The sequence below is a fragment of the Pseudonocardia sp. genome, assembly GCF_025465255.1.
GTDB lineage: Bacteria > Actinomycetota > Actinomycetes > Mycobacteriales > Pseudonocardiaceae > Pseudonocardia.
Window position 1 is genome coordinate 42,295 of the sequence record NZ_JAODNI010000053.1, and the last position, 20,718, is coordinate 63,012.

Annotated in this window: 20 protein-coding genes and 1 pseudogene; 11 read left to right on the forward strand and 10 right to left on the reverse strand. The window is 73.1% G+C overall.

What is annotated here, in order from left to right:
• Positions 1 to 298 precede the first annotated feature (298 nt).
• The 3 genes and pseudogenes from JWP64_RS05425 to JWP64_RS05435 all read right to left on the reverse strand — a co-directional run.
• Positions 299 to 634 (reverse strand): annotated as a pseudogene (locus JWP64_RS05425) (C40 family peptidase); the annotation flags it as partial.
• Between the two features lie 788 nt (positions 635 to 1,422).
• Positions 1,423 to 2,064, reverse strand: a complete 642-nt coding sequence (locus JWP64_RS05430) for a response regulator transcription factor (RefSeq protein ID WP_297493026.1) — start codon at positions 2,062 to 2,064, stop codon at positions 1,423 to 1,425.
• A 17-nt stretch (positions 2,065 to 2,081) separates the two neighbouring features.
• The gene (locus tag JWP64_RS05435; protein ID WP_297493029.1) at positions 2,082 to 3,416 is read right to left on the reverse strand and encodes a sensor histidine kinase; all 1,335 of its coding nucleotides are present in this window, start codon (positions 3,414 to 3,416) and stop codon (positions 2,082 to 2,084) included.
• 113 nt (positions 3,417 to 3,529) lie between these two features.
• Between JWP64_RS05435 and JWP64_RS05440 the strand changes: the two genes are divergently transcribed.
• Positions 3,530 to 4,294 carry an enoyl-CoA hydratase-related protein gene (locus JWP64_RS05440; RefSeq protein ID WP_297493031.1) on the forward strand — a complete coding sequence of 255 codons (765 nt, stop codon included), beginning with the start codon at positions 3,530 to 3,532 and terminating at the stop codon, positions 4,292 to 4,294.
• 13 nt (positions 4,295 to 4,307) lie between these two features.
• Here the strand turns inward: JWP64_RS05440 and JWP64_RS05445 are convergent, their stop codons facing one another.
• Positions 4,308 to 6,020: an amidohydrolase family protein gene (locus JWP64_RS05445; RefSeq protein ID WP_297493034.1), complete on the reverse strand. Its 1,713-nt coding sequence runs from the start codon at positions 6,018 to 6,020 to the stop codon at positions 4,308 to 4,310.
• A 75-nt stretch (positions 6,021 to 6,095) separates the two neighbouring features.
• Between JWP64_RS05445 and JWP64_RS05450 the strand changes: the two genes are divergently transcribed.
• Positions 6,096 to 7,166, forward strand: a complete 1,071-nt coding sequence (locus tag JWP64_RS05450) for a DNA-3-methyladenine glycosylase 2 family protein (protein WP_297493037.1) — start codon at positions 6,096 to 6,098, stop codon at positions 7,164 to 7,166.
• Here JWP64_RS05450 and JWP64_RS05455 read toward each other — a convergent pair.
• Complete coding sequence (locus JWP64_RS05455; protein ID WP_297493040.1) at positions 7,123 to 8,022, reverse strand: alpha/beta hydrolase; 900 nt, start codon at positions 8,020 to 8,022, stop codon at positions 7,123 to 7,125. The two genes, JWP64_RS05450 and JWP64_RS05455, sit on opposite strands and share 44 nt — an antisense overlap.
• A gap of 53 nt (positions 8,023 to 8,075) precedes the next feature.
• Here JWP64_RS05455 and JWP64_RS05460 point away from each other — a divergent pair, with 53 nt between their 5' ends.
• The 4 genes from JWP64_RS05460 to JWP64_RS05475 are packed head-to-tail and all read left to right on the forward strand — an operon-like array spanning position 8,076 to position 11,657.
• On the forward strand, positions 8,076 to 8,732 hold the full coding sequence (locus JWP64_RS05460; protein ID WP_297493041.1) for an O-methyltransferase: 657 nt from the start codon (positions 8,076 to 8,078) through the stop codon (positions 8,730 to 8,732).
• 31 nt (positions 8,733 to 8,763) lie between these two features.
• Positions 8,764 to 9,990, forward strand: a complete 1,227-nt coding sequence (locus JWP64_RS05465) for a CaiB/BaiF CoA-transferase family protein (RefSeq protein ID WP_297493043.1) — start codon at positions 8,764 to 8,766, stop codon at positions 9,988 to 9,990.
• A gap of 21 nt (positions 9,991 to 10,011) precedes the next feature.
• Positions 10,012 to 11,169 carry an acyl-CoA dehydrogenase family protein gene (locus JWP64_RS05470; RefSeq protein ID WP_297493045.1) on the forward strand — a complete coding sequence of 386 codons (1,158 nt, stop codon included), beginning with the start codon at positions 10,012 to 10,014 and terminating at the stop codon, positions 11,167 to 11,169.
• Entirely contained in the window at positions 11,169 to 11,657 is a 489-nt protein-coding gene (locus JWP64_RS05475; RefSeq protein ID WP_297493048.1) for a GNAT family N-acetyltransferase, read from the forward strand. Before JWP64_RS05470 ends, JWP64_RS05475 begins: the two co-directional genes overlap by 1 nt.
• Before the next feature lie 84 nt (positions 11,658 to 11,741).
• Here the strand turns inward: JWP64_RS05475 and JWP64_RS05480 are convergent, their stop codons facing one another.
• Both JWP64_RS05480 and JWP64_RS05485 read right to left on the reverse strand, forming a co-directional pair.
• A complete protein-coding gene (locus tag JWP64_RS05480) occupies positions 11,742 to 12,140 on the reverse strand; it encodes a cytochrome c oxidase subunit 4 (protein WP_297493050.1) in 399 nt (132 codons plus the stop codon).
• A 19-nt stretch (positions 12,141 to 12,159) separates the two neighbouring features.
• Complete coding sequence (locus JWP64_RS05485) at positions 12,160 to 13,077, reverse strand: cytochrome c oxidase subunit II (RefSeq protein WP_297493052.1); 918 nt, start codon at positions 13,075 to 13,077, stop codon at positions 12,160 to 12,162.
• A gap of 297 nt (positions 13,078 to 13,374) precedes the next feature.
• Between JWP64_RS05485 and asnB the strand changes: the two genes are divergently transcribed.
• Positions 13,375 to 15,306, forward strand: coding sequence for an asparagine synthase (glutamine-hydrolyzing) (gene asnB, locus JWP64_RS05490; RefSeq protein WP_297493055.1), 1,932 nt, complete (start codon positions 13,375 to 13,377; stop codon positions 15,304 to 15,306).
• Positions 15,307 to 15,806: 500 nt separating this feature from the next.
• Here asnB and JWP64_RS05495 read toward each other — a convergent pair whose 3' ends face one another.
• Both JWP64_RS05495 and JWP64_RS05500 read right to left on the reverse strand, forming a co-directional pair.
• Positions 15,807 to 16,742 (reverse strand): carbohydrate kinase family protein, encoded by a 936-nt coding sequence (locus JWP64_RS05495; protein ID WP_297493066.1) that lies wholly within the window; start codon positions 16,740 to 16,742, stop codon positions 15,807 to 15,809.
• Positions 16,743 to 16,876: 134 nt separating this feature from the next.
• Positions 16,877 to 17,245: an iron-sulfur cluster assembly accessory protein gene (locus JWP64_RS05500; protein ID WP_297493056.1), complete on the reverse strand. Its 369-nt coding sequence runs from the start codon at positions 17,243 to 17,245 to the stop codon at positions 16,877 to 16,879.
• Between the two features lie 475 nt (positions 17,246 to 17,720).
• Here JWP64_RS05500 and JWP64_RS05505 point away from each other — a divergent pair, with 475 nt between their 5' ends.
• On the forward strand, positions 17,721 to 18,323 hold the full coding sequence (locus JWP64_RS05505; RefSeq protein ID WP_297493068.1) for a DUF3043 domain-containing protein: 603 nt from the start codon (positions 17,721 to 17,723) through the stop codon (positions 18,321 to 18,323).
• An 18-nt stretch (positions 18,324 to 18,341) separates the two neighbouring features.
• On the opposite strand, the gene JWP64_RS05510 is transcribed toward JWP64_RS05505, so the two are convergent.
• Positions 18,342 to 18,551, reverse strand: coding sequence for a hypothetical protein (locus JWP64_RS05510; protein ID WP_297493058.1), 210 nt, complete (start codon positions 18,549 to 18,551; stop codon positions 18,342 to 18,344).
• A gap of 104 nt (positions 18,552 to 18,655) precedes the next feature.
• Between JWP64_RS05510 and JWP64_RS05515 the strand changes: the two genes are divergently transcribed.
• The 3 genes from JWP64_RS05515 to JWP64_RS05525 form a co-directional block, all read left to right on the forward strand.
• On the forward strand, positions 18,656 to 19,999 hold the full coding sequence (locus tag JWP64_RS05515) for an Nramp family divalent metal transporter (protein WP_297493061.1): 1,344 nt from the start codon (positions 18,656 to 18,658) through the stop codon (positions 19,997 to 19,999).
• Positions 20,000 to 20,013: 14 nt separating this feature from the next.
• Positions 20,014 to 20,535: a bifunctional adenosylcobinamide kinase/adenosylcobinamide-phosphate guanylyltransferase gene (locus JWP64_RS05520; protein ID WP_297493063.1), complete on the forward strand. Its 522-nt coding sequence runs from the start codon at positions 20,014 to 20,016 to the stop codon at positions 20,533 to 20,535.
• Between the two features lie 44 nt (positions 20,536 to 20,579).
• Positions 20,580 to 20,718: nicotinate-nucleotide--dimethylbenzimidazole phosphoribosyltransferase (locus tag JWP64_RS05525; RefSeq protein ID WP_297493071.1), on the forward strand; the 139-nt coding region annotated here is incomplete at its 3' end.

A 20,718-nucleotide genomic window follows, 5' to 3' on the forward strand; every position in this document is an offset into this window, starting at 1 on the left:
CCGCCGCGGCGCCCGTCGCCGCTCCTGTGGAAGCGGGCTCGGCCGGGGGCACGTCGTCCACCGTCATCCCGCTCGGATGCACGGCGGCCGAGTCCCGGTCCCCGCTCACGGCCCGCCCCGCGGCCGCGACGGCCGCGGCGGCCGTCTGCGGTTCCGGCGGGAGGTCCGCGCTGGGTGTGGGCAGGGGCCCCGTGGGCAGCGGTGCGACCGGGGCCTCGAAGATCCGCAGCCGGGGTACCGCGGCCGGCACGGGAATGGGGTTGAAGGGCAGCTCACCGCCTGTCCGCAGGCCGCCGGCAGCCGGGCGGGTGGCGCCGAGGTAGTCATCGCCCCGCCAGCGGTAGTAGGCCGTGCGGACCGGCTGGCCGAACGTCGGCGCGTTCACCATCCGGCCGTCGCCCAGGTACATCCCCACGTGGTGCACCGCGTCCGGCGTCCCGTAGAAGAGCAGGTCGCCGGGTTGCAGCGGCGAGCCCGCCGGCACGTGCGGACCCGCCCCGAACTGTGTGTGTGCCGTCCGCGGCAGCCGGATCCCGGCCGCGGCGTAGGCGAACGCGGTGAGGCCGGAGCAGTCGAAGCCGGAGTCGCCGGCCGTCGGCCCGTCGCCACCCCACTGGTACGGCAGCCCGAGCTGGGCCATCGCGACCCGGAGCGCGACGGCCGCTCGGGCGTCCGGCAACGAGTCCGTGAACTCGACGGGCACGGGTGACGCCAGCGGGGCGCGCTCGGCGAGCGACCCACGGGCGGCGTCGAGCGCCCCGGGGAGCGTGCGGCTCGTCCCGGGCGACGGGACGGCGGGCCCCGGCGTGACCCGGGTGTGGTCCGGCACCCCGCGGTCCTCGATGACGCGCCCGGCGGCCGAGGGCACCGATCCGAGCACGGCGAGCCCGATCAGCGCGGCCGCGAGCCGCACCCCGAACGGCTTGGTGAAGGGGGCGGCGAGCCGGCGGGGCGACGGGACGTCCGGGCGCCAGCGGTAAGGCGCGGGGCGTTCGGGGCCCGCGGGCGCCGCGCGGCCGACGGACAGCAGCTCCTGCTCGGCGGGGCGCGGGGCGGGGATCTCGAACGGCTCCACGGCGCGACGGGGCGACGGGATCGCCTGCGGCTCCGGAGGCCGGCGCGGCGCCGGGACCCCGGCGTCCAGCGCGACCGTCACCGGCTCCGCGGACGTCGATCCCGTCGGCGGCACGACCCGGGCGGACGAGCGCGGTTCGGCCGAGAGGAGTTCGGCCACGGAACGACCCGTGCGGTGCCGGCCCCGCACCGCGACACCCACACGCGTCCCGGTCCGGCGCGAGAGATCGCGCACCGCCATCCCTGGTCCCCCGACAAGCTCGTATCCACCCGTTCGGCAGAGCCTTCCCCATACCGCGGGCTACGCACACGGCACAGAAGGGGGACCCCCACCCGGGGAGGGGCCGATCAGGTCCGTAACCAGGCGAGAACCGCCTTCACCCGCCGATGATCGTCACCCGACGGGGCGAGCCCCAGCTTGGTGAAGATCGACGATATGTGCTTCTCGACCGCTCCCGGGGTGATCACGAGCCCGCGGCCGATCGCGGTGTTGGTGCGTCCCTCGGCCATCAGCCCGAGCACGTCGCGCTCGCGCGGGGAGAGCTCGGCGAGCGGGTCCCGGCGCCGTCGCCGGCTCAGCAGCGCGGCGACGACCTCCGGATCCAGCACCGTCCCGCCCTCGGCGACGCGGGTCAGCGCGTCCGCGAGCTCGGTCAGCTTGGAGACCCGGTCCTTGAGCAGGTAGCCGACGCCGCCGCCCGCGGCGAGCAGGTCCCCCGCGTAGGTCTCCTCGACGTACTGGGACAGCACGAGGATCCCGGTCGACGGCCAGCGTTCCCGGACCTCGAGCGCCGCGCGCAGCCCCTCGTCGGTGAACGTCGGCGGCATCCGCACGTCGACGACCGCGACGTCCGGGCGCTGCGCCTCGACCGCCGCGACCAGCGCCTCACCGTCCCCCACCGCGGCGACGACGGACGCGTCCGCCTCCTCGAGGAGCCGCACCAGCCCCTCGCGCAACAGCAGCGAGTCCTCCGCCAGCACGACCCTCATCTACTCCCCCTCCGTCATCACCCACCCAGACCGGCGAGCGGGATCTCCGCGGTGACCACCGTCGGCCCCCCCGCCGGGCTCACCACGTCGAGCACACCCTCCACCGCGGACAGTCTGTCGGAGAGCCCCGACAGTCCGTGCCCCTTTCCGAGGTGCGCGCCGCCGATCCCGTCGTCGCGGACCTGGACCAGCACCCGTTCGGCGTCCACGCTCACCGTCACCGTGCACAGCGAGGCCCGGGCGTGCTTCGCGACGTTCGTCAGCGACTCGGTGACCACGAAGTAGGCCGTGTTCTCGACGGCCGCGGCGAGCCGCTGCCCCTGCGGCAGGGCGACGTCGAGCGAGACCTGGACCGGGCTGCGGGCCGCGGCGGCCGCCAGCGCGGCGCCCAGGCCACGGTCCGCGAGGATCGGCGGCGCGATGCCCCGGGACAGGGCGCGCAGCTCGGCGAGGGCCTCCCGGCTCTGGGTCAGGGCCTCGTCGACGAGGGATCGCGCCTTGTCCGGGTCGTCGTCGAGGCGCCGCGTGACGGTCTCGAGGTCCATGTTGAGCCGGACGAGGCGCTGCTGCGGCCCGTCGTGGATGTCGCGTTCGAGCCGGCGCAGGGTCTGCGCCTCGGCCTGCACCGCGGCCCGCCGGCCTGCGGCGAGCTGTTCGGCCCGGGCCTTCAGGGCGGCGGTCTGGTTGGTCAGCAGGCCGCGGGCGAGCCCGGCGCGGAAGGCGACCAGTCCGCGCACCACCCAGGGCAGGGTGACCAGCATCAGCACGCCGACGACGGTGTTCAGGGTGATGTCCCCGAGCCGCGACGCGCTCTGGGTGAGCAGCCCGTAGAGACCCTTGTACTCGTCGTCGGAGCGTGGGAGGGACCACTCCCACAGCACGTAGAGCGTGGCGCCGAGGCCCGCGACGGACCAGACGACGCCGATCACGAACGTCGCGATCCGCACCGGGAACGCGACGATCGCGTGCACCAGGTCCCGCCAGGACTGCGGGTCCCCGAGCGAGCGGAAGATCCGGCCGAGGCCGCGGCCGTCGGCGGTCCGGTAGTGGTACGGCGGCAAGGGGCGCCCGGTGGCCCGCTCGGTGGCGCGGCGTTCGAGCTCCGCGAACCCGCGGGACGCCCGGAGCGTGAGGGCCAGGATCGGCACGCCCACCCAGACGACGATCGTGCCGACGCCCGCGGCGAACCCGGCGACCGCGAGCACGAAGGCGGGAATGGCCAGCGGGAGCCCGAGGACCAGGTAGAGCAGCCCGGCACGGATCCGGGCGGCGCGGCGCGGCGCGGGCCCGACGGCGGTGTCGGGCACCGTGGTCACGGAGCCACCACCCATCGGCAGGTCGGCGTCGCTCATGTCAGAGGGGATCATGCCACCCAGCCTGGTCGTGGAGCCCGCGCCGACCCAGCCGGTGGGCCGCAGAACCGGGGGTGGGGCCAACCCCACCTGCCGTGTGTTCGGATAACGGCATGTCGTTCGTCGAGCGGGCCGACGCGGGCCCCGTACGCACCCTGACCATGACGGACCCGAAGCGCCGCAACGCCCTGTCGATCGAGATGCGGGTCGAGCTGCGCGACGCGCTGGTCGCCGCGCACACCGACGACGCCGTCCGGGTCGTCGTCCTCACCGGCGCCGAGGGGTTCTTCTGCGCGGGCGGGGACATCTCCACGATGAGCGACGACGAGCAGCTCGGCGTCTACCGGCTGCAGGTGATCGCGGAGCTGGTGGAGGCCCTGGTCGAGGGGCCCACGCCGGTGATCGCCGCCGTCGAGGGTGGCGCGTACGGGGCCGGGCTGTCCCTCGTCGCCGCGTGCGACCACGTCGTCTCCGCGTCCGACGCGAAGTTCTGCGCCTCGTTCGGCGGGATCGGACTGGCCACGGACGCGGGCCTCGGCTGGACGCTGCCGCGGCGGATCGGCCAGGGCCGGGCGAGCGAGATGATCCTGTTCGGCGAGGTCGTCGGGGCCCCGCGGGCCGCCGAGATCGGCCTGGTCGAGCGGCTCGCCGAGCCCGCTGGCACGCACTCGCTCGCGGTCGGGCGGGCGGAGCTGCTGGCCCGTCGGTCGCGGCCGGCGCTGGCGGCGTCGAAGGCGTTGTTCGCGGCCGGGAACACGAGTCTGCGGCAGGTCCTCGCGGCGGAGGCCCGGGCCCAGCGGGCCTTGTTCGTGGGGCCGGACTTCGCCGAGGGGGTCGGCGCCTTCCGGGCGAAGCGGCGACCCCGGTTCGAGGCGTGACTCCCCGGCTGGATCACGGCGCCTTCCGCGGGCCCCGGATCAGCCTCCCGGGCAGCGCGTCGGTCTCCACGCCGCGGGTGTAGGTCTCCTGCCCCGCGACGATCGTGTGCTCGTACCCGTCGACCCGCTGCAGCAGCCGCCGGCCCCCGGCCGGGAGGTCCGCGCGCATCTCCGGGCGGTGCAGCCGCATCCCGTCGACGTCGATCACGTTGAGGTCCGCCCGGTAGCCCGGTGCGAGGACGCCGCGGTCCCGCAGCCCGACCGCCCGGGCGGTGTCCCGGGCCTGCCGCTGCACGACGAACGGCAGGTCGAGCTTCGCGCCGGCGCGGTCCCGGGTCCAGTGCTGGACCAGGGTCGAGGGAAAGCTGCCGTCGCAGATCGTGCCCACGTGCGCGCCGCCGTCGGACAACCCGGGCAGCGTGTGCGGGTGCACCAGCATCTCGTGCAGGTCGTCCAGGTCGCCGTGCGCGTAGTTGGCGCTGACCAGGTACAGCATCCCGCCGCGGGCGACGATGTCGTAGGCGAGCTCGACGGCGTCGACCCCTTCGCGCTGCGCCCGCGCCGCGATGGACTCCGACACCGGGGGCTCGTAGTTCGGCGGGTCCGCGAGCTCGTACATCAGCTCGTACTTGTGGATGAGCGTGCCGCCGAGACGGTTGCGCTCCTTCTCCCGCGTCTGCGCCGCGAGGATCGCCGCCCGCAGCTCCGGCTCACGCATCCGGTGGGCCTGCTCCTCCGGCGTGAGGTCGGCCAGCCGGCGCCAGACGGGGTTGGTCATGAACGGGTTCAGGGTGTTCCAGAGTCCGAGGATCATGCCGACGGGCCGGGCCGCGACCTGGGCCCGCATCTCCAGCCCGTCCGCCCAGGCCTGTTCGAGCATCGCGAGCACCTGCTTGTGCCGCCCGGTGTCCTGCGGGAACTGGACCAGGGACACCGACAGCGGGCGGCCGGACTCCTCCACCATCCGGCGCAGCAGCGCGAACTCCTTCGCCGGGTCCGGGAAGTCCGTGACCAGCTGCAACACCCCGGTCCCGGTCTCCCCGATAGCCTTCGCGATGGCGACGAGCTCGTCCGCACCGACGTCGTAGGACGGGGTCAGCTCGCCGTCGATGCTCTTGTGGTTCAGCGTGCGTGAGGTGGAGAAGCCCAGCGCGCCGGCCCGCACCGCGGCCTTGGCGAGCTTCGCCATCAGCGCGATCTCCTCGGGCGTCGCCTCCTCGTACGCGGCGGCCCGCGCGCCCATCGCGTGCACGCGCAGCGCGGCGTGCGGGACCTGGGTGGCGAGGTCGACGTCGTGCGGGCGGGCCTCGAGCGCGTCCAGGTACTCGTCGAAGCTCAGCCAGTTCCAGGCGAGGCCCTCGTGCAGGGCGACGCCGGGGATGTCCTCGACGCCCTCCATCAGGTCGATCAGCCGGGCGTGGTGCTCGGGCAGGGCGGGGGCGAACCCGACGCCGCAGTTGCCCATGACGACGGTGGTGACCCCGTGCCAGGACGACGGGTGCAGCCGGGACTCCCAGGTGGCCTGCCCGTCGTAGTGGGTGTGGATGTCCACGAACCCGGGGGCGACGACGGCGCCCGCCGCGTCGATCTCGCGGGCGCCGGTCCCGGCGACCCTCCCGACCTCGACGATCCGGTCGCCGGTGACGGCGACGTCCGCCGTGCGGGGTTCCCCGCCGTTCCCGTCGATGACGCGGCCACCCCGGACCACCAGGTCGTACATCGCCATGGAAGACCCCTCCGTCGCGGTCGCTCGGTCCGTTGTAGCCCCGGAACTGTCGGTGGGGGAAGCCACACTGCCCCCATGACCACCGAAGAGAGCAACCGCATCAAACAATCAGGCACCCGCTTCACCATAGTGCCGCGCGGCGCCTACTCCCTCGCCGAGTCCGGGATGTTCGGCCGCGGCGAGCGCAGCGGGGACTGGCCCGGCTCCGGGGCGTACGCCCCCGAGGAGGGCGTGCTGCGCCTGGCGTTCCTGCTCGACGACCTGCGCACGCCCGTCGGCGTGGCACTCGTGCAGGACGGCGGCGGCGTGCACGGCACCGTCAGCGGGCTCGATCCCGGCGGGGACGTCGGGCCGGTCCGGGACCAGGTGGCCAGGATGCTGTCCCTCGACCGCGACGGGGCCGGCTTCGACGCCGTCGGCGCGCGGGATCCGCAGGTCGCGAGGCTGCTGGCGGCCGCGCCCGGGCTGCGGCCACCGCTGTTCCCGTCCCCCTACGAGGCCGCGGTGTGGTGCGTGATCGCGCAACGCTGGGGAGCCCGGCAGGCCACGGCCGCGCGGGAACGACTTTCGCGGGAGTTCGGGGCGGTGGTCGACGCGGGCGGTGTCGGGACTGCCGTCGTGCCCACGCCCGCGCAGCTGCTGGCGGCCGAGCGCCTCCCCGGGCTGCCGGCGGTGAAGCAGGAGCGGCTCCGGGCGGTGGCGCGGGCGGCGGGCGAGGGGATGTTCGAGCCCGTCGCGATCCGGGACGGCGATCCGGACGAGGTCCGGGCCCGGCTGCGGCAGGTGAACGGGATCGGCGGGTTCGCCGCGTCGCTGATCCACCTGCGGGCGTCCGGGGTCACGGATGCCCTGGTGGCCGGCGAGCCGCGGCTGGCCGTGCTGGTCGGGGCGCTCTACGGCCTGCACGGGCCCGCGTCGCCGGAGGACCTGGCGGGGATCGCCGAGTCGTGGCGGCCGTTCCGCACGTGGGTCGCCGTGCTGGTCCGGGCCGCGGGCCGGCGGCTGCCGGAGCTCGCGGACCTGCCGGAACCCGCCCCGGCGGCCCGGTGTGACCCCGCTCGACCCGCCCCGGGCCCGGCTCGCGCTGATCGGCTGAGCCGGGTCAGACCGCTTCGTCGGCCAGGAAGTCCAGCACGGTCCGGGTGAAGACGTCGTTGTCGTCGCCCGCGACCATGTGGCCGGTCGCGGTGACGTCCACGTGCCGGGCGCCGGGGATGAGCTCGAGCAGCTCGGCGACGCCCTCGTCGCTCACGATGTCGGACTGCGCGCCCCGGACCAGCAGCGTCGGCACTCTGATGGCGGCGGCCGCGGCGGTGGCGCGTTCGTACGAGGTCGAGCGGCGAGGCTCGGACTCGATCCGGAGGAAGGCCGGGTCCCAGTGCCAGTACCAGCGGCCGTCCTCGCGCAGCCGCACGTTCTTCCGCAGCCCCTCGGGGCTCGGCGGGCGCTTGCGGTGCGGGTTGTAGGCGCGGACGGCCTCGGCCACCTCGTCCAGCGAGGCGAAACCGTCCGGGTTTCCGCGCATGAACGCGATGATCCGGGCGACGCCGTCCGGCTCGACCCTGGGCACGATGTCCACCAGCACGAGCGCGCGGGCGAGATCACCCCGCTCGCCCTGGCCCACGAGGGAGGTCATCCCGCCCATCGAGGCGCCGATCAGCAGCGGCGGCTCGGGGACGTCGAGTGCGGCGACCACCGCGGCGAGGTCCGCCACCAGGCCGTCCGTGCCGTAGTCGCCGTCCGGGGCCCAGTCGCTGTCGCCGTGCCCGCGGGCGTCGAGGGCGATCGAGATCCAGCCGTGCTCGGCGAGCGCCGCGGCGGTCCGGAACCAGGAGTGCCGGGTCTGGCCACCGCCGTGCAGCAGGAGCGCGGTGCCACGGGGGGTGCCGGCGGACTCCCACCGGTCCCCGACGAGCTTGCCCGCCGCGCCGTCGAACACCACCCGTCCGCCGGGCGGCACGGTGGCACGCGGAGCGGGCGGTGGGTCGTTCGCTTCGGACATGCATCGCACCCTAACGCTCGCCCGCACGGGACCCGGGGGTCCACGCTGTGAGGATGAGCGCGTTGTGGAACGAGGTCGACGAGTACGTGGCGGGCCTGCTGATCGGCCGGGACAAGGCCCTGGACGGGGCGCTGCGGGACAACGCCGCCGCCGGCCTGCCGCCGATCGACGTGTCCCCGACGCAGGGCAAGTTCCTGCACCTGCTGGCCCGGGTCTCCGGGGCGCGGCGGGTCCTGGAGATCGGCACCCTCGGCGGCTACTCCACCATCTGGCTGGCCCGCGGCCTGCCGGAAGGCGGCCGGCTCGTCACGCTCGAACGCTCCCCCGCCCACGCGGCGGTGGCCCGGGCGAACCTGGCGCGGGCCGGGCTGGGCGGCGTGGTCGAGGTCCGCGAGGGCGCGGCGCTCGACCTGCTTCCCGCGCTCGTGGACTCCGAGCCCTTCGATCTCGTGTTCGTCGATGCGGACAAGGAGGCCAACACCGAGTACCTGGACTGGGCGGTCCGGCTCACCCGCCCGGGCGCGACGATCGTGGTGGACAACGTGGTCCGGCAGGGCCGGATCGTCGACGCCCGCGATCCCGAACCGGGGGTCCGGAGCACCCGGCGGTTCTTCGACGCGCTCGCCGCGGACGAGCGCCTCGACGCCACCGCCCTGCAGACCGTGGGGGTGAAGGGGCACGACGGGTTCGTGCTCGCCGTCGTCCGCTGAGCGCTCGATCGATCGGTTAGCGTGCGGGACGATGAGTACATCCACGGAGTCGGCGGCCCGGACCGACGGACCGGGTCCGCTGGCCGGGGTCACGGTCGTGGCCCTGGAGCAGGCGGTCTCGGCGCCCCTGTGCACCCGCACCCTCGCGGACCTCGGCGCCCGGGTGATCAAGGTCGAGAACCCGCGCGGCGGGGACTTCGCCCGGCACTACGACGACGTCGTGCACGGCCTGGCCGCACACTTCGTCTGGTGCAACCGTGGCAAGGAGTCCGTGACGCTGGACCTCAAGTCCGACGCGGGCAGGGACCTGCTGCACCGGTTGCTGGCGGAGGCGGACGTGCTGGTCTCCAACCTCGCCCCCGGGGCGACCGAGCGGATCGGCGTGGGCGCGGCGCAGATGGCGGAGCGGCACCCGCACGTCGTCGCGCTGGAGATCTCCGGGTACGGCACCGGCGGCCCGCTGTCGGCGAAGAGGGCGTACGACATGCTCGTGCAGGGCGAGTCCGGCGCATGTTCGATCACCGGCCTGCCCGGTGCCCCGGCCAAGCCGGGCCCGCCGTTCGCGGACGCCAGCACCGGCCTCTACGCCGCGATCGCGATCCTCGGGGCGCTCTACGAGCGGGGGAAGGTCCGCAGCGCCGACGGCGGCGGCCGGGTCGCGGTGAGCATGTTCGACACGATGGCCGAGCTGATGGGCTACCCGCTCACCTACACCCGGCACAGCGGGGTCGAGCAGCAACCGGTCGGGATGGGCTCCCCCGCCGTCGTGCCCTACGGGGCGTATCCCACGGCCGACGGGCAGACGGTGATCCTGGGCACCACGAACGACGCCGAGTGGCAGCGTCTCGCCCGGGACATGATGGGCCGTCCGGATCTCGCGGACGACGAGCGCTACCGCCGCGGCCCGGACCGGGTCGTCCACCGTGCCACCCTGGACGCCGAGCTCGCGGCCTGGTGCCGCACGCTCCCGCTGGCCGAGCTGCAGGCGAAGGCGGACACCGCCGGGATCGGGAACGCCCGGTTCAACACGCCGGCGGAGGTCGTGGAACATCCGCACCTGACCGCACGGGACCGGTGGCGCGAGGTCGAGACCCCCGGCGGCCCGATCCCGGCGTTGCTGCCGCCGCCGGTCTACGAGGGCCGCGAGCTCGGGATGGGGCCCGTCCCCGGCCTGGGTGAGCACACCGACACCGTCCTGTCCGGGATCGGGCTCACCCCGGGCGAGATCATGGACCTGCGGGACCGCAAGGTCCTCTAGAACGAGGAACGAGGGAGAGACGTGGACGTCAGCGACCTGAACGACGTGCTCGGCTCGGTGCGGACGTTCATCCGCAACGAGGTCGTGCCACTGGAGGAGCAGATCGACGAACGGGACGAGATCCCGGCGTCGATCGTCGCGCAGTGCAAGGAGATGGGCCTCTACGGCTTCACCATCGGCGAGGAGTACGGCGGTCTGGGTCTCTCGGCCACCGAGGAGGTGCAGCTGGCATTCGAGCTGGGCTGGACCACCCCGGCGCTGCGATCGCTGTTCGGCACGAACAACGGCATCGCCGGGCACGTGCTGCTCGAGGGCGGGACGGAGGAGCAGAAGAAGGCGTGGCTGCCCCGGCTGGCTTCCGGCGAGGTGACCGCGTCGTTCGGGCTCACCGAGGCGGACGCGGGCTCGGACCCCTCGTCGCTCACGACCACCGCCCGCCGGGACGGCTCGGACTGGGTCCTGAACGGTTCGAAGCGCTACATCACGAACTCGCCGGTCGCGGACGTGATCATGGTGTTCGCGAAGACGAACCCAGACGCCCCGGGCAACCGCGGGATCTCCACCTTCCTGGTGCCGAAGGGCACGCCCGGCCTGTCGGTCGGGCCGAAGGACCACAAGATGGGCCAGTTCGGCGCCTGGACCGCGGACGTCTACCTCGACGACGTGCGGGTGCCCGCGGATGCGGTCGTGGGGGGCGAGGAGGGCATCGACAACGGCTTCCTCATCGCCGCGAAGTGCCTCGCGCACGGTCGGCTGCACATCGCGGCCGTCTGTGTCGGAATGGCGCAGCGGCTGGTGCACGAGACCGTCGAGTACGCGAAGACCCGGGAGCAGGGCGGCAAGCCGATCGCCCGGTTCCAGCTGATCCAGGGCCTGGTCGCGGACTCGGTCACGGACACCTACGCCGGCCGCGCCCTGGTCATGGAGACCGCGCGGGCGTTCGACGCGGGCACGGACAAGATCGCCGGCCCGTCCGCGGCGAAGTACTTCTGCTCGGAGATGGTCGGCCGCGTCGCGGACCGCGCGGTGCAGGTGCACGGCGGTGCGGGCTACATGCGCGGCGTCGCGGTGGAGCGGTTCTTCCGGGACGCCCGCCTCTTCCGGATCTACGAGGGCACCAGCCAGATCCAGCAGGTCATCATCGCGCGGGACGCGCTGGGCAAGGCGGCCCGTGGCTGATGGCTGAGTTCCGGGTCGCCTCGGCGGACGACTGGGCCGCGATCTGGCCGATCTGGCACGCGGTCGTCGCCGCCGGGGACACCTACACGTGGTCCCCGGACACCACGGAGGAGCAGGCCCGCGCGCTGTGGATGCCGCCGCCGCCTGCGGTGACCGTCGTCGCCGAACGGGACGGCGCGGTCGTCGCCACGGCCCTGCTCAAGCCCGTGCAGTCCGGTCCGGGCGATCACGTCGCGAACGCGGGGTTCATGGTCGACCCCGCCCGGTCCGGCGGCGGGATCGGGCGCGCGCTCGCGGAGTTCGTGCTGGACGAGGCGCGCCGCCGCGGCTACCGGGCGATGCAGTTCTCGGCCGTCGTGGCCGCGAACGTCCGGGCCGTCGGGCTGTGGACGTCGCTCGGGTTCGACATCATCGGGACGGTCCCCGAGGCGTTCCGGCACCCGACCGAGGGCCTCGTGGGGCTGCACGTCATGCACCGCGCACTCTGAGCACACACGACGACGCCGGGCCCGCGGCGAACGCGGACCCGGCGTCGAGGTGCTCGGGGTGGTCGGCGACTCAGCGGTCGCGACTCAGTGGTCGGCGGGCCGGATGTGGTACTCGAACACCAGGCCGCCGATCGTGATCAGCAGGACGATCATCGCGATCACCATCAGCCAGACGTACAGGAACGCGAGGCCGATCGCGAACAGCGCCGTGGACCCGGCGACGGCGATGGGCCAGTAGCTGCCCGGTGAGAAGAAGCCGATGTCGCCGGCACCGTCGGACACCTCGGCGTCCGGGTTGTCCTCCGGGCGCTCCTCCAGCCGCCGGGACACGAACCGGAAGTACGTGCCGATGATCAGCGAGAGGCCGGCGGTGAGGAACAGCGCGGCGATGCCGACCGGCTCGTGGCTGAGGACGGTGTAGACGATCGCGGCCAGGAAGAAGAAGCCGGTGCAGATCTCGAAGATGCGAGATTCGATCTTCATCGGGTGACTCCTGTCCGGATCAGCGGCCGGCCGCGACGGGCTCGGTGGCCGATCGCAGGGTGCGGTCCGTTGCGAACGGGTAGGTGGTGACGGCCTGCGGTGCGCACCACTGGCCGCAGTTCAGCGTGGTGAGCGCCTCGGCCGCGGTGTAGGGCGCGCCCGTCTGCGGGTTCGTGGCCTTGCGCAGCTGGATGTAGCGGTCGTAGAGCGCCGGCTGCAGCGCACGGACCTCGAAGTTCATCGACGCGTGGTAGGTGCCGCAGAGCTCGGCGCAGCGTCCGACGAAGGCGCCTTCGCGCTCGATGCGGTCGATGGCGACGGTCTTGTCCGTGTCGTTCTTGTCCGGCATCGGGAAGACGTCCCGCTTGAACAGGAACTCCGGCACGAAGAAGCTGTGGATCACGTCGTTGGACGAGAGCGTGAATTCGATGCTCCGGTCCGTCGGCAACACCAGCAGCGGGATCTCGGTCGACGTGCCGATCGTCTCGACGGGGGCGTTCGTCCCGGTGACGTTCTGGCCGGTGTAGTCGAACTTCCAGTTCCATTGGAACGCGGTGACCGCGACCCGGACGTCGGGGGCCGGGTCGGACTTGTCGACGTAGTTCTGCACCCTGACGGTGAAGCCGAAGAGCACCGCCACGATGATCGTGGGGACGATGGTGAAGACGATCTCGACGGGCAGGTTGTACTGCGTCTGCCGCGGCGGGGTGTCGTCGTCGCCCTTCCTCTTGCGGTGGAAGGCGATCGCCCAGAACATCGCGCCCCAGGTGATGACGCCCACGATCAGCGCCGCGATCGCCGCCCACGTCCAGAGGGTGCGCATCTGCAGCGACTCGGGGGTGACGCCCACCGGCCAGCCGAAGCGGATGACCTCCTCGACGGAGCACCCGGTCAACAGCGGGACGGCGACGACCGCGAGCGCGGCCAGCTTCGCCACCCGCTTGAACCCCGTGCGGCCACGGACTGCTCCGCGCTCTGCTCGGCCCACTGCTGGCCGCCTCCCCTACCGTCGTTCCCGCGCCCGGCTGTGCGCCGGGCCGCGCGTGAAGCTGAAGCTGAAGAACCTGTCCACCTGCGGTTCCGCCGGAACGTCACCACATCGGCCGAGCCCGCGGAACCCGCACTTTCGACCTGGCGTAGAGCCTAGCCGAGCAGATCGGTCGACGGCGCGTCCGGGGTCTCAAGAGGGGACCGCCGCGGCACGTCCGGGAGTGCTTGCGCATACTTGCTCGCTGTGTGCGGCTTGCTGGGACTGCTGACCGCCGGGGCTGACGCGGCCGACCGGACCGGACCGATCGCGGAGGCTCTGAGGTGTCAACGACACCGGGGCCCCGACGAGAGCGGAACCTGGAACGACGACGACGTCGTACTGGGGTTCAACCGCTTGTCGATCATCGACGTGGACGGCTCCCACCAGCCGTTGCAGTACGAGGGTGGGCGCTACACGATCATCTTCAACGGCGAGATCTACAACTACCTCGAGCTGCGCGAGGAGCTGGCCCGCGACCACGGCGCCACCTTCGCGACCGAGGGCGACACCGAGGCCGTCGTGGCCGCCTACCACCACTGGGGTGCGGACGCGGTCCCCCGGCTGCGCGGGATGTTCTCGTTCCTGATCTGGGACGCCGAGGAGCGCCTGCTCTTCTGCGCGCGGGACCCCTTCGGCATCAAGCCGCTGTTCTACGCCACCGGGCCGACCGGCACGGCGTTCGCCAGCGAGAAGAAGAGCCTTCTCGAGCTCGCCGGCGAGCTGGGCATCCTGAGCGATCTGGACCCGGCCGCGTTGCAGCTCTACCTGACCCTGCAGTACGTCCCCGAGCCGCGGACCCTGCACCGCTCGATCCGGCGCGTCGAGTCCGGCACGCACGTCACCGTGCGGCCGACCGGCGAGGTCGTCGAGAAGCGGTACTTCACCCCGACGTTCCTGTCGCTGCCGTCGCACGCGCCGGCCAGCGCGAAGGCCGAGGCCATCGTGCACGGCGAGATCGCGGACGTCCTGCGGGACTCGGTGGCCAAGCACATGCGGGCCGACGTGACGGTGGGCGCCTTCCTCTCCGGCGGCATCGACTCGACGGCGATCGCGGCGCTGGCCAAGGAGCACAACCCGGACCTGATCACCTTCACCACCGGGTTCGAGCGCGAGGGCTACTCCGAGGTCGACGTGGCGGCGGAGTCCGCGGCGGCGATCGGCGTCAAGCACGTGGTCCGCACCGTGACCGCGGACGAGATGATGGAGGCTCTGCCGCTGATCACCTGGTACCTCGACGACCCGGTGGCGGACCCGGCGCTGGTCCCGCTGTGGTTCATCGCCCGCGAGGCGCGCCGCCACGTCAAGGTCGTCCTGTCCGGCGAGGGCGCGGACGAGCTGTTCGGCGGCTACACGATCTACCGCGAGCCGTTGTCGCTCGCCCCGTTCGAGAAGGTCCCCGGCACGCTGCGTCCGTTGCTCGGCCGGGCGTCGCGACGCCTGCCCGAGGGCCTGCGCGGCAAGGACCTGCTGCGGCGCGGCGCACTCTCGCTGGAGCAGCGCTACTACGGCAACGCCCGCATCTTCCGGGACGACCAGCTGCACTCGATCCTGCGCCAGTACGACCCGCGGGTCAGCCACGCCGACGTCACCGCCGAGCACTACAAGGCGTCGGAGAAGTGGGACGCCGTCGCGCGGATGCAGCACGTGGACCTGTTCACCTGGCTGCGCGGGGACATCCTGGTCAAGGCGGACAAGATGACCATGGCGAACTCGCTCGAGCTGCGGGTGCCGTTCCTGGACCCCGAGGTCTTCAGGGTCGCCTCGGCGCTGCCGCTGGAGCAGAAGATCACCTCGGGCGCGCGGGGCACCACGAAGTACGCGCTGCGCCGCTCGCTCGAGGGCATCGTCCCGCCGCACGTGCTGCACCGGAAGAAGCTCGGCTTCCCGGTCCCGATCCGGCACTGGCTGCGCGACGAGATGTACGCCTGGGCGCGGGACATCATCCGGGACTCGGACGCGGGACACCTGGTGGACCTGCCGGCCGTGCAGTCCCTGCTCGACGCGCACCGGGAGGGCCCGGTGGACCACAGCCGCCGGATCTGGACCCTGCTGGTCTTCCTGCTCTGGCACGGCATCTTCGTCGAGCGCCGGATCAGCCCGAAGATCCCGGAGCCGGTCTACCCCGTCCGCATCTAGCCGGGCCCCCGGCCCGCCGGCCTGCGGCCCCGCGAGTCGGGGTGTACAGCCGCGCGAGTCGGCGCCTAAGGGCGCGCGAGTCGGTACCACCGGCTCGCGCGCCGCGCTTCAGCGGCCTCCGAGTCGCGCTTCAGGGACCGACGGGTCGCGGTATGCCCTGTACCTCCGCGCCGCACGCGGCCCCGGCCGGCCGGACCGGCCGGACTCAGGGGTATCGCGCAGGTCAGAAGCCCGGTCCCCCGTCGACTCCCCCGGCCCGAAGCGCGCAGGTCCGAATCCACCAGGCCCGTGGCGCGCGCCCGTCGTGCAGGCCTCCGAGGAGCGGGGCCCACCGAACCCTGCGGCCACGAGCGCGGGATCGGGCAGATCCGCCCGGGTCCGACCCGCGAGGCCCCAGGTCGCGACCGCAGGATCCCAGGTCGCGCCTCGCCCGGTCGTGGAGCGCGACTCGCGGGGCCCTGGGGCCGGCTCGCGGAGCGGTCCGGGCCGGGCCGGTCGGGTCAGGCGGGGAGGAGGGGGGCGATCTCGTTCGCGGCGTCGGGGCCGTACGCGTCCCGGAGGCGGACGAGCGCGGACTCGCGGTCCAGGCTCCACTCCTGCGGTCCGTCGGTCTCCAGGACCAGCACCGCGACGAGCGAGCCGAGCTGGGCGGCGCGCTCCAGGGACAGGCCGTTCGCCGTGCCCGCGAGGAAGCCCGCGCGGAAGGCGTCGCCGACGCCCGTCGGGTCGACCTTGCCGGTCTCCGGGACGACGCCCACCTTGAGCTCGCTGCCGTCGGCCCCGACGATCAGGACGCCGTCCTCGCCCAGCGTGGTGACCCGGGTGCCGACCTTCGCCGCGACCTCGTTGGCGGTCCAGCCGGTCTTCTTGAGCAGGAGCTCCCACTCGTAGTCGTTGGTCAGCAGGTAGGTCGCGCCCTCGACGAGGCGGCGGATCTCCGGGCCCTCCATGCGGGCGAGCTGCTGGGACGGGTCCGCCGCGAACGCGTAGCCCCGGGTGCGGCACTCGTCGGTGTGCCGGAGCATGCCCTCGGGGTCGTTGGCCCCGATCAGCACCAGGTCCAGCCCGCCGACGCGCTCGGCGACCGGCGCGAGCTCGATTTCCCTCGCCCGCGCCATCGCGCCGGCGTAGAAGGACGCGATCTGGCACATGTCGTCGTCCGTGGTGCAGACGAAGCGCGCGGTGTGCACGTCGGGGAACACGTGGATCCCGGCGGTGTCGACGCCGTGGCGCTCGAGCCAGGAGCGGTAGTCCGCGAAGTCCGAGCCGACCGCGCCCACGAGGACGGGCGACCGGCCCAGCACGCCCATGGCATAGGCGATGTTGCCGGCGACCCCGCCGCGCTTCACCGTGAGGTCGTCGACCAGGAAGCTGAGCGACACCCGGTGCAGCTGGTCCGCGACGAGCTGGTCCGCGAACCTTCCCGGGAAATGCATCAGATGGTCGGTGGCGATGGAACCCGTCACGGCGATACGCACGGACGGTCACCTTACGCCGAACAGCACGGACCCCCACGTCGAGGAGAGGTGATCTCCCCGACGCGGGGGTCCGTGGAACTACTGGCGGGTGCTCAGTTGAACGAGTCCCCGCAGGCGCACGAGCCGCCGGCGTTCGGGTTGTCGATCGTGAAGCCCTGCTTCTCGATGGTGTCGACGAAGTCGATGACCGCACCCTGCAGGTACGGCGCGCTCATCCGGTCCACGCCGACCTTGAGGCCGTGGTAGTCGCGGAACAGATCGCCGTCGAGGGACCGGTCGTCGAAGAAGAGCTGGTAGCGCAGGCCCGCGCAGCCACCGGGCTGGACGGCGATGCGCAGGTGCATGTCGTCCCGGCCCTCCTGCTCCAGCAGGGTGCGGGCCTTGATCGCGGCGTTGTCGGTGAGCTCGACACCGTGCGTCTCGGTCGCGGCGTCGCTCTGGACGGTGTTCTCGACGGTCATGACCTCTCCCAACAGCACACGGGGTCAGATCTGTTCCCGACGTCGCCGGGAATCGTGCCGTGTCTCGCCGACCATAGTAGGCGTCCGATCCGGTGTCGGTCAGCCCGGCGGCCGTGACGACGCCGTCCGCACGGTGATCCGAGTCACCGGCTCCACTGCGTGCCGACGTGCGCGGTGAGCGCCGCGAGGGTCGAAGCAGCCCTCCCCGGTGAGCACGAGCCCCGGTCGGCCGTCGAACGCGGCCTCGAGGCCGGGAGGTTCGACGTCCGGGAGCGGCAGCACCGTGGTCTCGTCGCCCGGTGCGCCCCGCCTCCAGCCCTCCGCGATCGCCGCGCCGCCTCCACCGCGCCGAGCGTTCCGGCGAAGGACGACGGGGCCACCAGTACGCGCACGGGCGGCAGGGTAACGGCCCAGCTCAGCCCGTACGCTGTGCCACGTGAGGTTCCTGCGCCGCTCCGACGAGCCGTCAACGACCGTGACCCAGGCCGACGCCAAGCCGTCCGCCGACGCCGACGGGGTGCGCGTCGGGGGGAAGTCGGTCGGGAAGGGCCGCCCCACCCCCAAGCGCCGCGACGCGGAGGGCCGCCGCCGCGGGCCGGCACCGGCCCCGCCGCGGACGCAGCGCGAGGCGTCGAAGCTCGCGCGGCAGAACCGCCCGAACAAGGACGAACGGCGCGCGCAGGCCACCGAGCGTCGCCGTCGGATGGACGCGGGCGACGACAAGGTCCTGCTCCCCCGGGACCGCGGACCGGTCAAGGCCTACGTGCGCGACGTCGTGGACTCCCGCCCGCACCTCATGGGCCTGTTCATGCCGCTCGCCGTGGTCGTGCTGATCTCGGTGCTGCTGCCGATCCCCGCGGCGCAGCAGTACCTGAGCCTGTTCAGCCTGGTCGCGCTCGCGGTGATGGTCGCCGAGGGCGTCACGCTCGGGATCCGGACCACCAAGAAGGCCCGCGCGAAGTTCCCGGAGGAGAACATCAGCGGCCTGGGCACCGGCTGGTACGCCTTCACCCGCGCCAGCCAGCTGCGCAAGCTGCGAGTTCCGAAGCCCAAGGTGCAGCGCGGGGCTCAGGTCTGATCGGGGACTGATCCCGGTCTAGCCCTCCTGCAGCGACATCGGCCCGTAGACCTTCTCCCCGGAGTCGTCGAGCAGGTCGACGGCGTCGATCCCGGCTTCCCGCAGGTCCTCCCAGGTGTCGCCGAACCACGCCTCGGCCTCGGCCTGGTCGTCGAACTCCTCGGGTGCGTCGGCGGGCGGGGCGGTCTCCGCGCCGCTCGCGTCGAGGTACCTCCATCGGAACGCCATGACCGGGAACCCTAACGCCCCGGCCTGCGTCCGGAACCGGACGCTCCTACCGTGGTCGGACATCTCCGGCGCTGTATCTCCGACGCGACGAGGAGCGGTAGCCCATGACCGAGGCGTCACCCCGTAGGACCGAGGCCTTCCTACCGCCCACGCCGCCCACCGGGGCGAAGGCGAAGTTCAGACAGCTCGGACCCGGCCTGCTCGCGGCCGCCACCGGCGTCGGCGCCGGGGACCTCGTCGCGACCATGGTCGCGGGCGCGGAGTACGGCACCGCCCTGCTGTGGGCCGCGCTCCTCGGCACCGCCCTCAAGCTCGCGCTCGGCGAGGGCGTCGGCCGCTGGCACCTCGCCTCCGGCTCCACCCTGCTCGACGGCTGGCGCCGGCTCGGCCGCTGGGCCACCGGCTTCTTCGGCGTCTACATCGTGATCTGGGGCTTCGTCTACGGCGCGACGGCCATGTCCGCCGTCGGGCTGCCCCTCAACGCCCTGTTCGGCGGCCTGTCCGTGCGGTACTGGGCGATGATCGCCGGCGTCGTCGGGCTCGCCCTGGTGTGGGCGCAGCGGTACCACTTCTTCGAGAAGTTCATGACGGTGCTGGTGCTGATCAAGTTCGTCTCCGTCGTGTCCATCGCGGTCCTCGTCTCGCCCGACCTGGGCAACCTGGCCGACGGTCTCGTCCCTCGTCTGCCGGACGGCTCGGCGGTCTACGTGCTCGGCCTGATCGGCGGCGTCGGTGGCACGATCACGATGGCGGCCTACGGCTACTGGTTGTTCGCGAAGGGCTGGAAGGGCACCGGCTGGCTGTCGATGATGCGGCTGGACAACGCCGTCGGGTACGTCATGACCGGCATCTTCGTGGTCGCGATGCTGATCGTCGGCTCCACGATCCTGTTCGGCCAGAACCTCACCGAGTCCGACAGCGGTCTGCTGACCCTCGGTACCGCGCTGGCCGAGCGCTACGGCGACTGGTCCCGGATCCTCTTCCTGGTCGGCTTCCTCGCCGTGACCTCCACGTCCCTGCTCGGCGTGTGGAACGGCGTCAGCCTGCTGTTCGCGGACTGGGTGCGGATCATCCGGCTGCCGCACGGCGCCGCGGCGGAGGTGGGCGCCGAGGCCGTGGTGCCCGGCGAGGCGAGGAAGGCCGACGAGAAGGGGTACAAGGCCGTCGCCGTCGAGAAGTCGCTGCCGTTCCGCGGGTACCTGCTCTGGCTGACGCTGCCGCCGATGGCGCTGCTGTTCATCGACAAGCCCTTCGGCCTCACGCTCGTCTACGGCGTGCTGGGCTCGGTGTTCATGCCGTTCCTCGCGATCACGTTGCTGCTGCTGCTGAACTCGAAGCGCGTCGTCGGCGAGGGGCGTTCGGGCTGGCTGTCCAACATCCTGCTCGGCGCGGCGTCCGCGCTGTTCCTGGTGCTGCTGGTGACGGACCTGGCCGGCCGCTTCGGCTGAGCTAGCGTGATCGCGTGACGCGCACGCTGGTCCTGGGCGGGACCCGGTCCGGAAAGTCCCGCTATGCGGAGGACCTGCTGCCCGCCGACGCCGAGGTCCGCTACGCCGCCACCGCCCGCCGGCATCGGGGCGACGCGGACTGGGACGCGCGGATCGAGTCGCACCGCGCCCGTCGTCCGGCCGGGTGGACCACCGTCGAGGACCCGGACCTCGTCGCGGAGATCGCCCGCGGCGGGGTCCTGCTCGTGGACGACCTCGCCACCTGGCTCACCGGGATCCTCGACGACGCCGGCGCCTGGGACGCCCGGCCGCTCCCGCCGTCGGTCGGCGAGGCGGTCGCCGCCCTGGTCAGGGCGGTGGCCGAGGCCCCGGGTGAGCTCGTGATCGTCTCCGCGGAGGTGGGCCTGGGGGTCGTCCCGGAGACGCGCTCGGGCCGGCTGTTCCGCGACGAGCTGGGCGCGGCCAACGCCGCGCTCGCGGCGGTGTGCGACGAGGTGCTGCTCCTCGTGGCCGGGCTGCCCGTACGGCTCAGGTGACGGCCCGGTAGGAAGAGCGCGTGACCTCACCCGACCTCCCCGAGGTGCCCTCGCCCGACGCCGAGGCCAGGCGCGCCGCCGTGGCCCGGCACGACGCGATGGCCGTTCCCGCCGGCGGCCTCGGCGTCCTCGCCGAGCTGGGGTGCTGGCTCGCCGCGGCGCAGGGCGCGTGCCCGCCGCGGC

What these genes read in the sequence shown, in the direction of transcription:
- JWP64_RS05430 (WP_297493026.1), bottom strand. Translation starts at nt 2,064, where the DNA reads ATGAGGGTCGTGCTGGCGGAGGACTCGCTGCTGTTGCGCGAGGGGCTG.
- JWP64_RS05435 (WP_297493029.1), bottom strand. Translation starts at nt 3,416, where the DNA reads ATGAGCGACGCCGACCTGCCGATGGGTGGTGGCTCCGTGACCACGGTG.
- JWP64_RS05440 (WP_297493031.1), top strand. Translation starts at nt 3,530, where the DNA reads ATGTCGTTCGTCGAGCGGGCCGACGCGGGCCCCGTACGCACCCTGACC.
- JWP64_RS05445 (WP_297493034.1), bottom strand. Translation starts at nt 6,020, where the DNA reads ATGGCGATGTACGACCTGGTGGTCCGGGGTGGCCGCGTCATCGACGGG.
- JWP64_RS05450 (WP_297493037.1), top strand. Translation starts at nt 6,096, where the DNA reads ATGACCACCGAAGAGAGCAACCGCATCAAACAATCAGGCACCCGCTTC.
- JWP64_RS05455 (WP_297493040.1), bottom strand. Translation starts at nt 8,022, where the DNA reads ATGTCCGAAGCGAACGACCCACCGCCCGCTCCGCGTGCCACCGTGCCG.
- JWP64_RS05460 (WP_297493041.1), top strand. Translation starts at nt 8,076, where the DNA reads ATGAGCGCGTTGTGGAACGAGGTCGACGAGTACGTGGCGGGCCTGCTG.
- JWP64_RS05465 (WP_297493043.1), top strand. Translation starts at nt 8,764, where the DNA reads ATGAGTACATCCACGGAGTCGGCGGCCCGGACCGACGGACCGGGTCCG.
- JWP64_RS05475 (WP_297493048.1), top strand. Translation starts at nt 11,169, where the DNA reads ATGGCTGAGTTCCGGGTCGCCTCGGCGGACGACTGGGCCGCGATCTGG.
- JWP64_RS05480 (WP_297493050.1), bottom strand. Translation starts at nt 12,140, where the DNA reads ATGAAGATCGAATCTCGCATCTTCGAGATCTGCACCGGCTTCTTCTTC.
- JWP64_RS05495 (WP_297493066.1), bottom strand. Translation starts at nt 16,742, where the DNA reads ATGCATTTCCCGGGAAGGTTCGCGGACCAGCTCGTCGCGGACCAGCTG.
- JWP64_RS05500 (WP_297493056.1), bottom strand. Translation starts at nt 17,245, where the DNA reads ATGACCGTCGAGAACACCGTCCAGAGCGACGCCGCGACCGAGACGCAC.
- JWP64_RS05510 (WP_297493058.1), bottom strand. Translation starts at nt 18,551, where the DNA reads ATGGCGTTCCGATGGAGGTACCTCGACGCGAGCGGCGCGGAGACCGCC.
- JWP64_RS05515 (WP_297493061.1), top strand. Translation starts at nt 18,656, where the DNA reads ATGACCGAGGCGTCACCCCGTAGGACCGAGGCCTTCCTACCGCCCACG.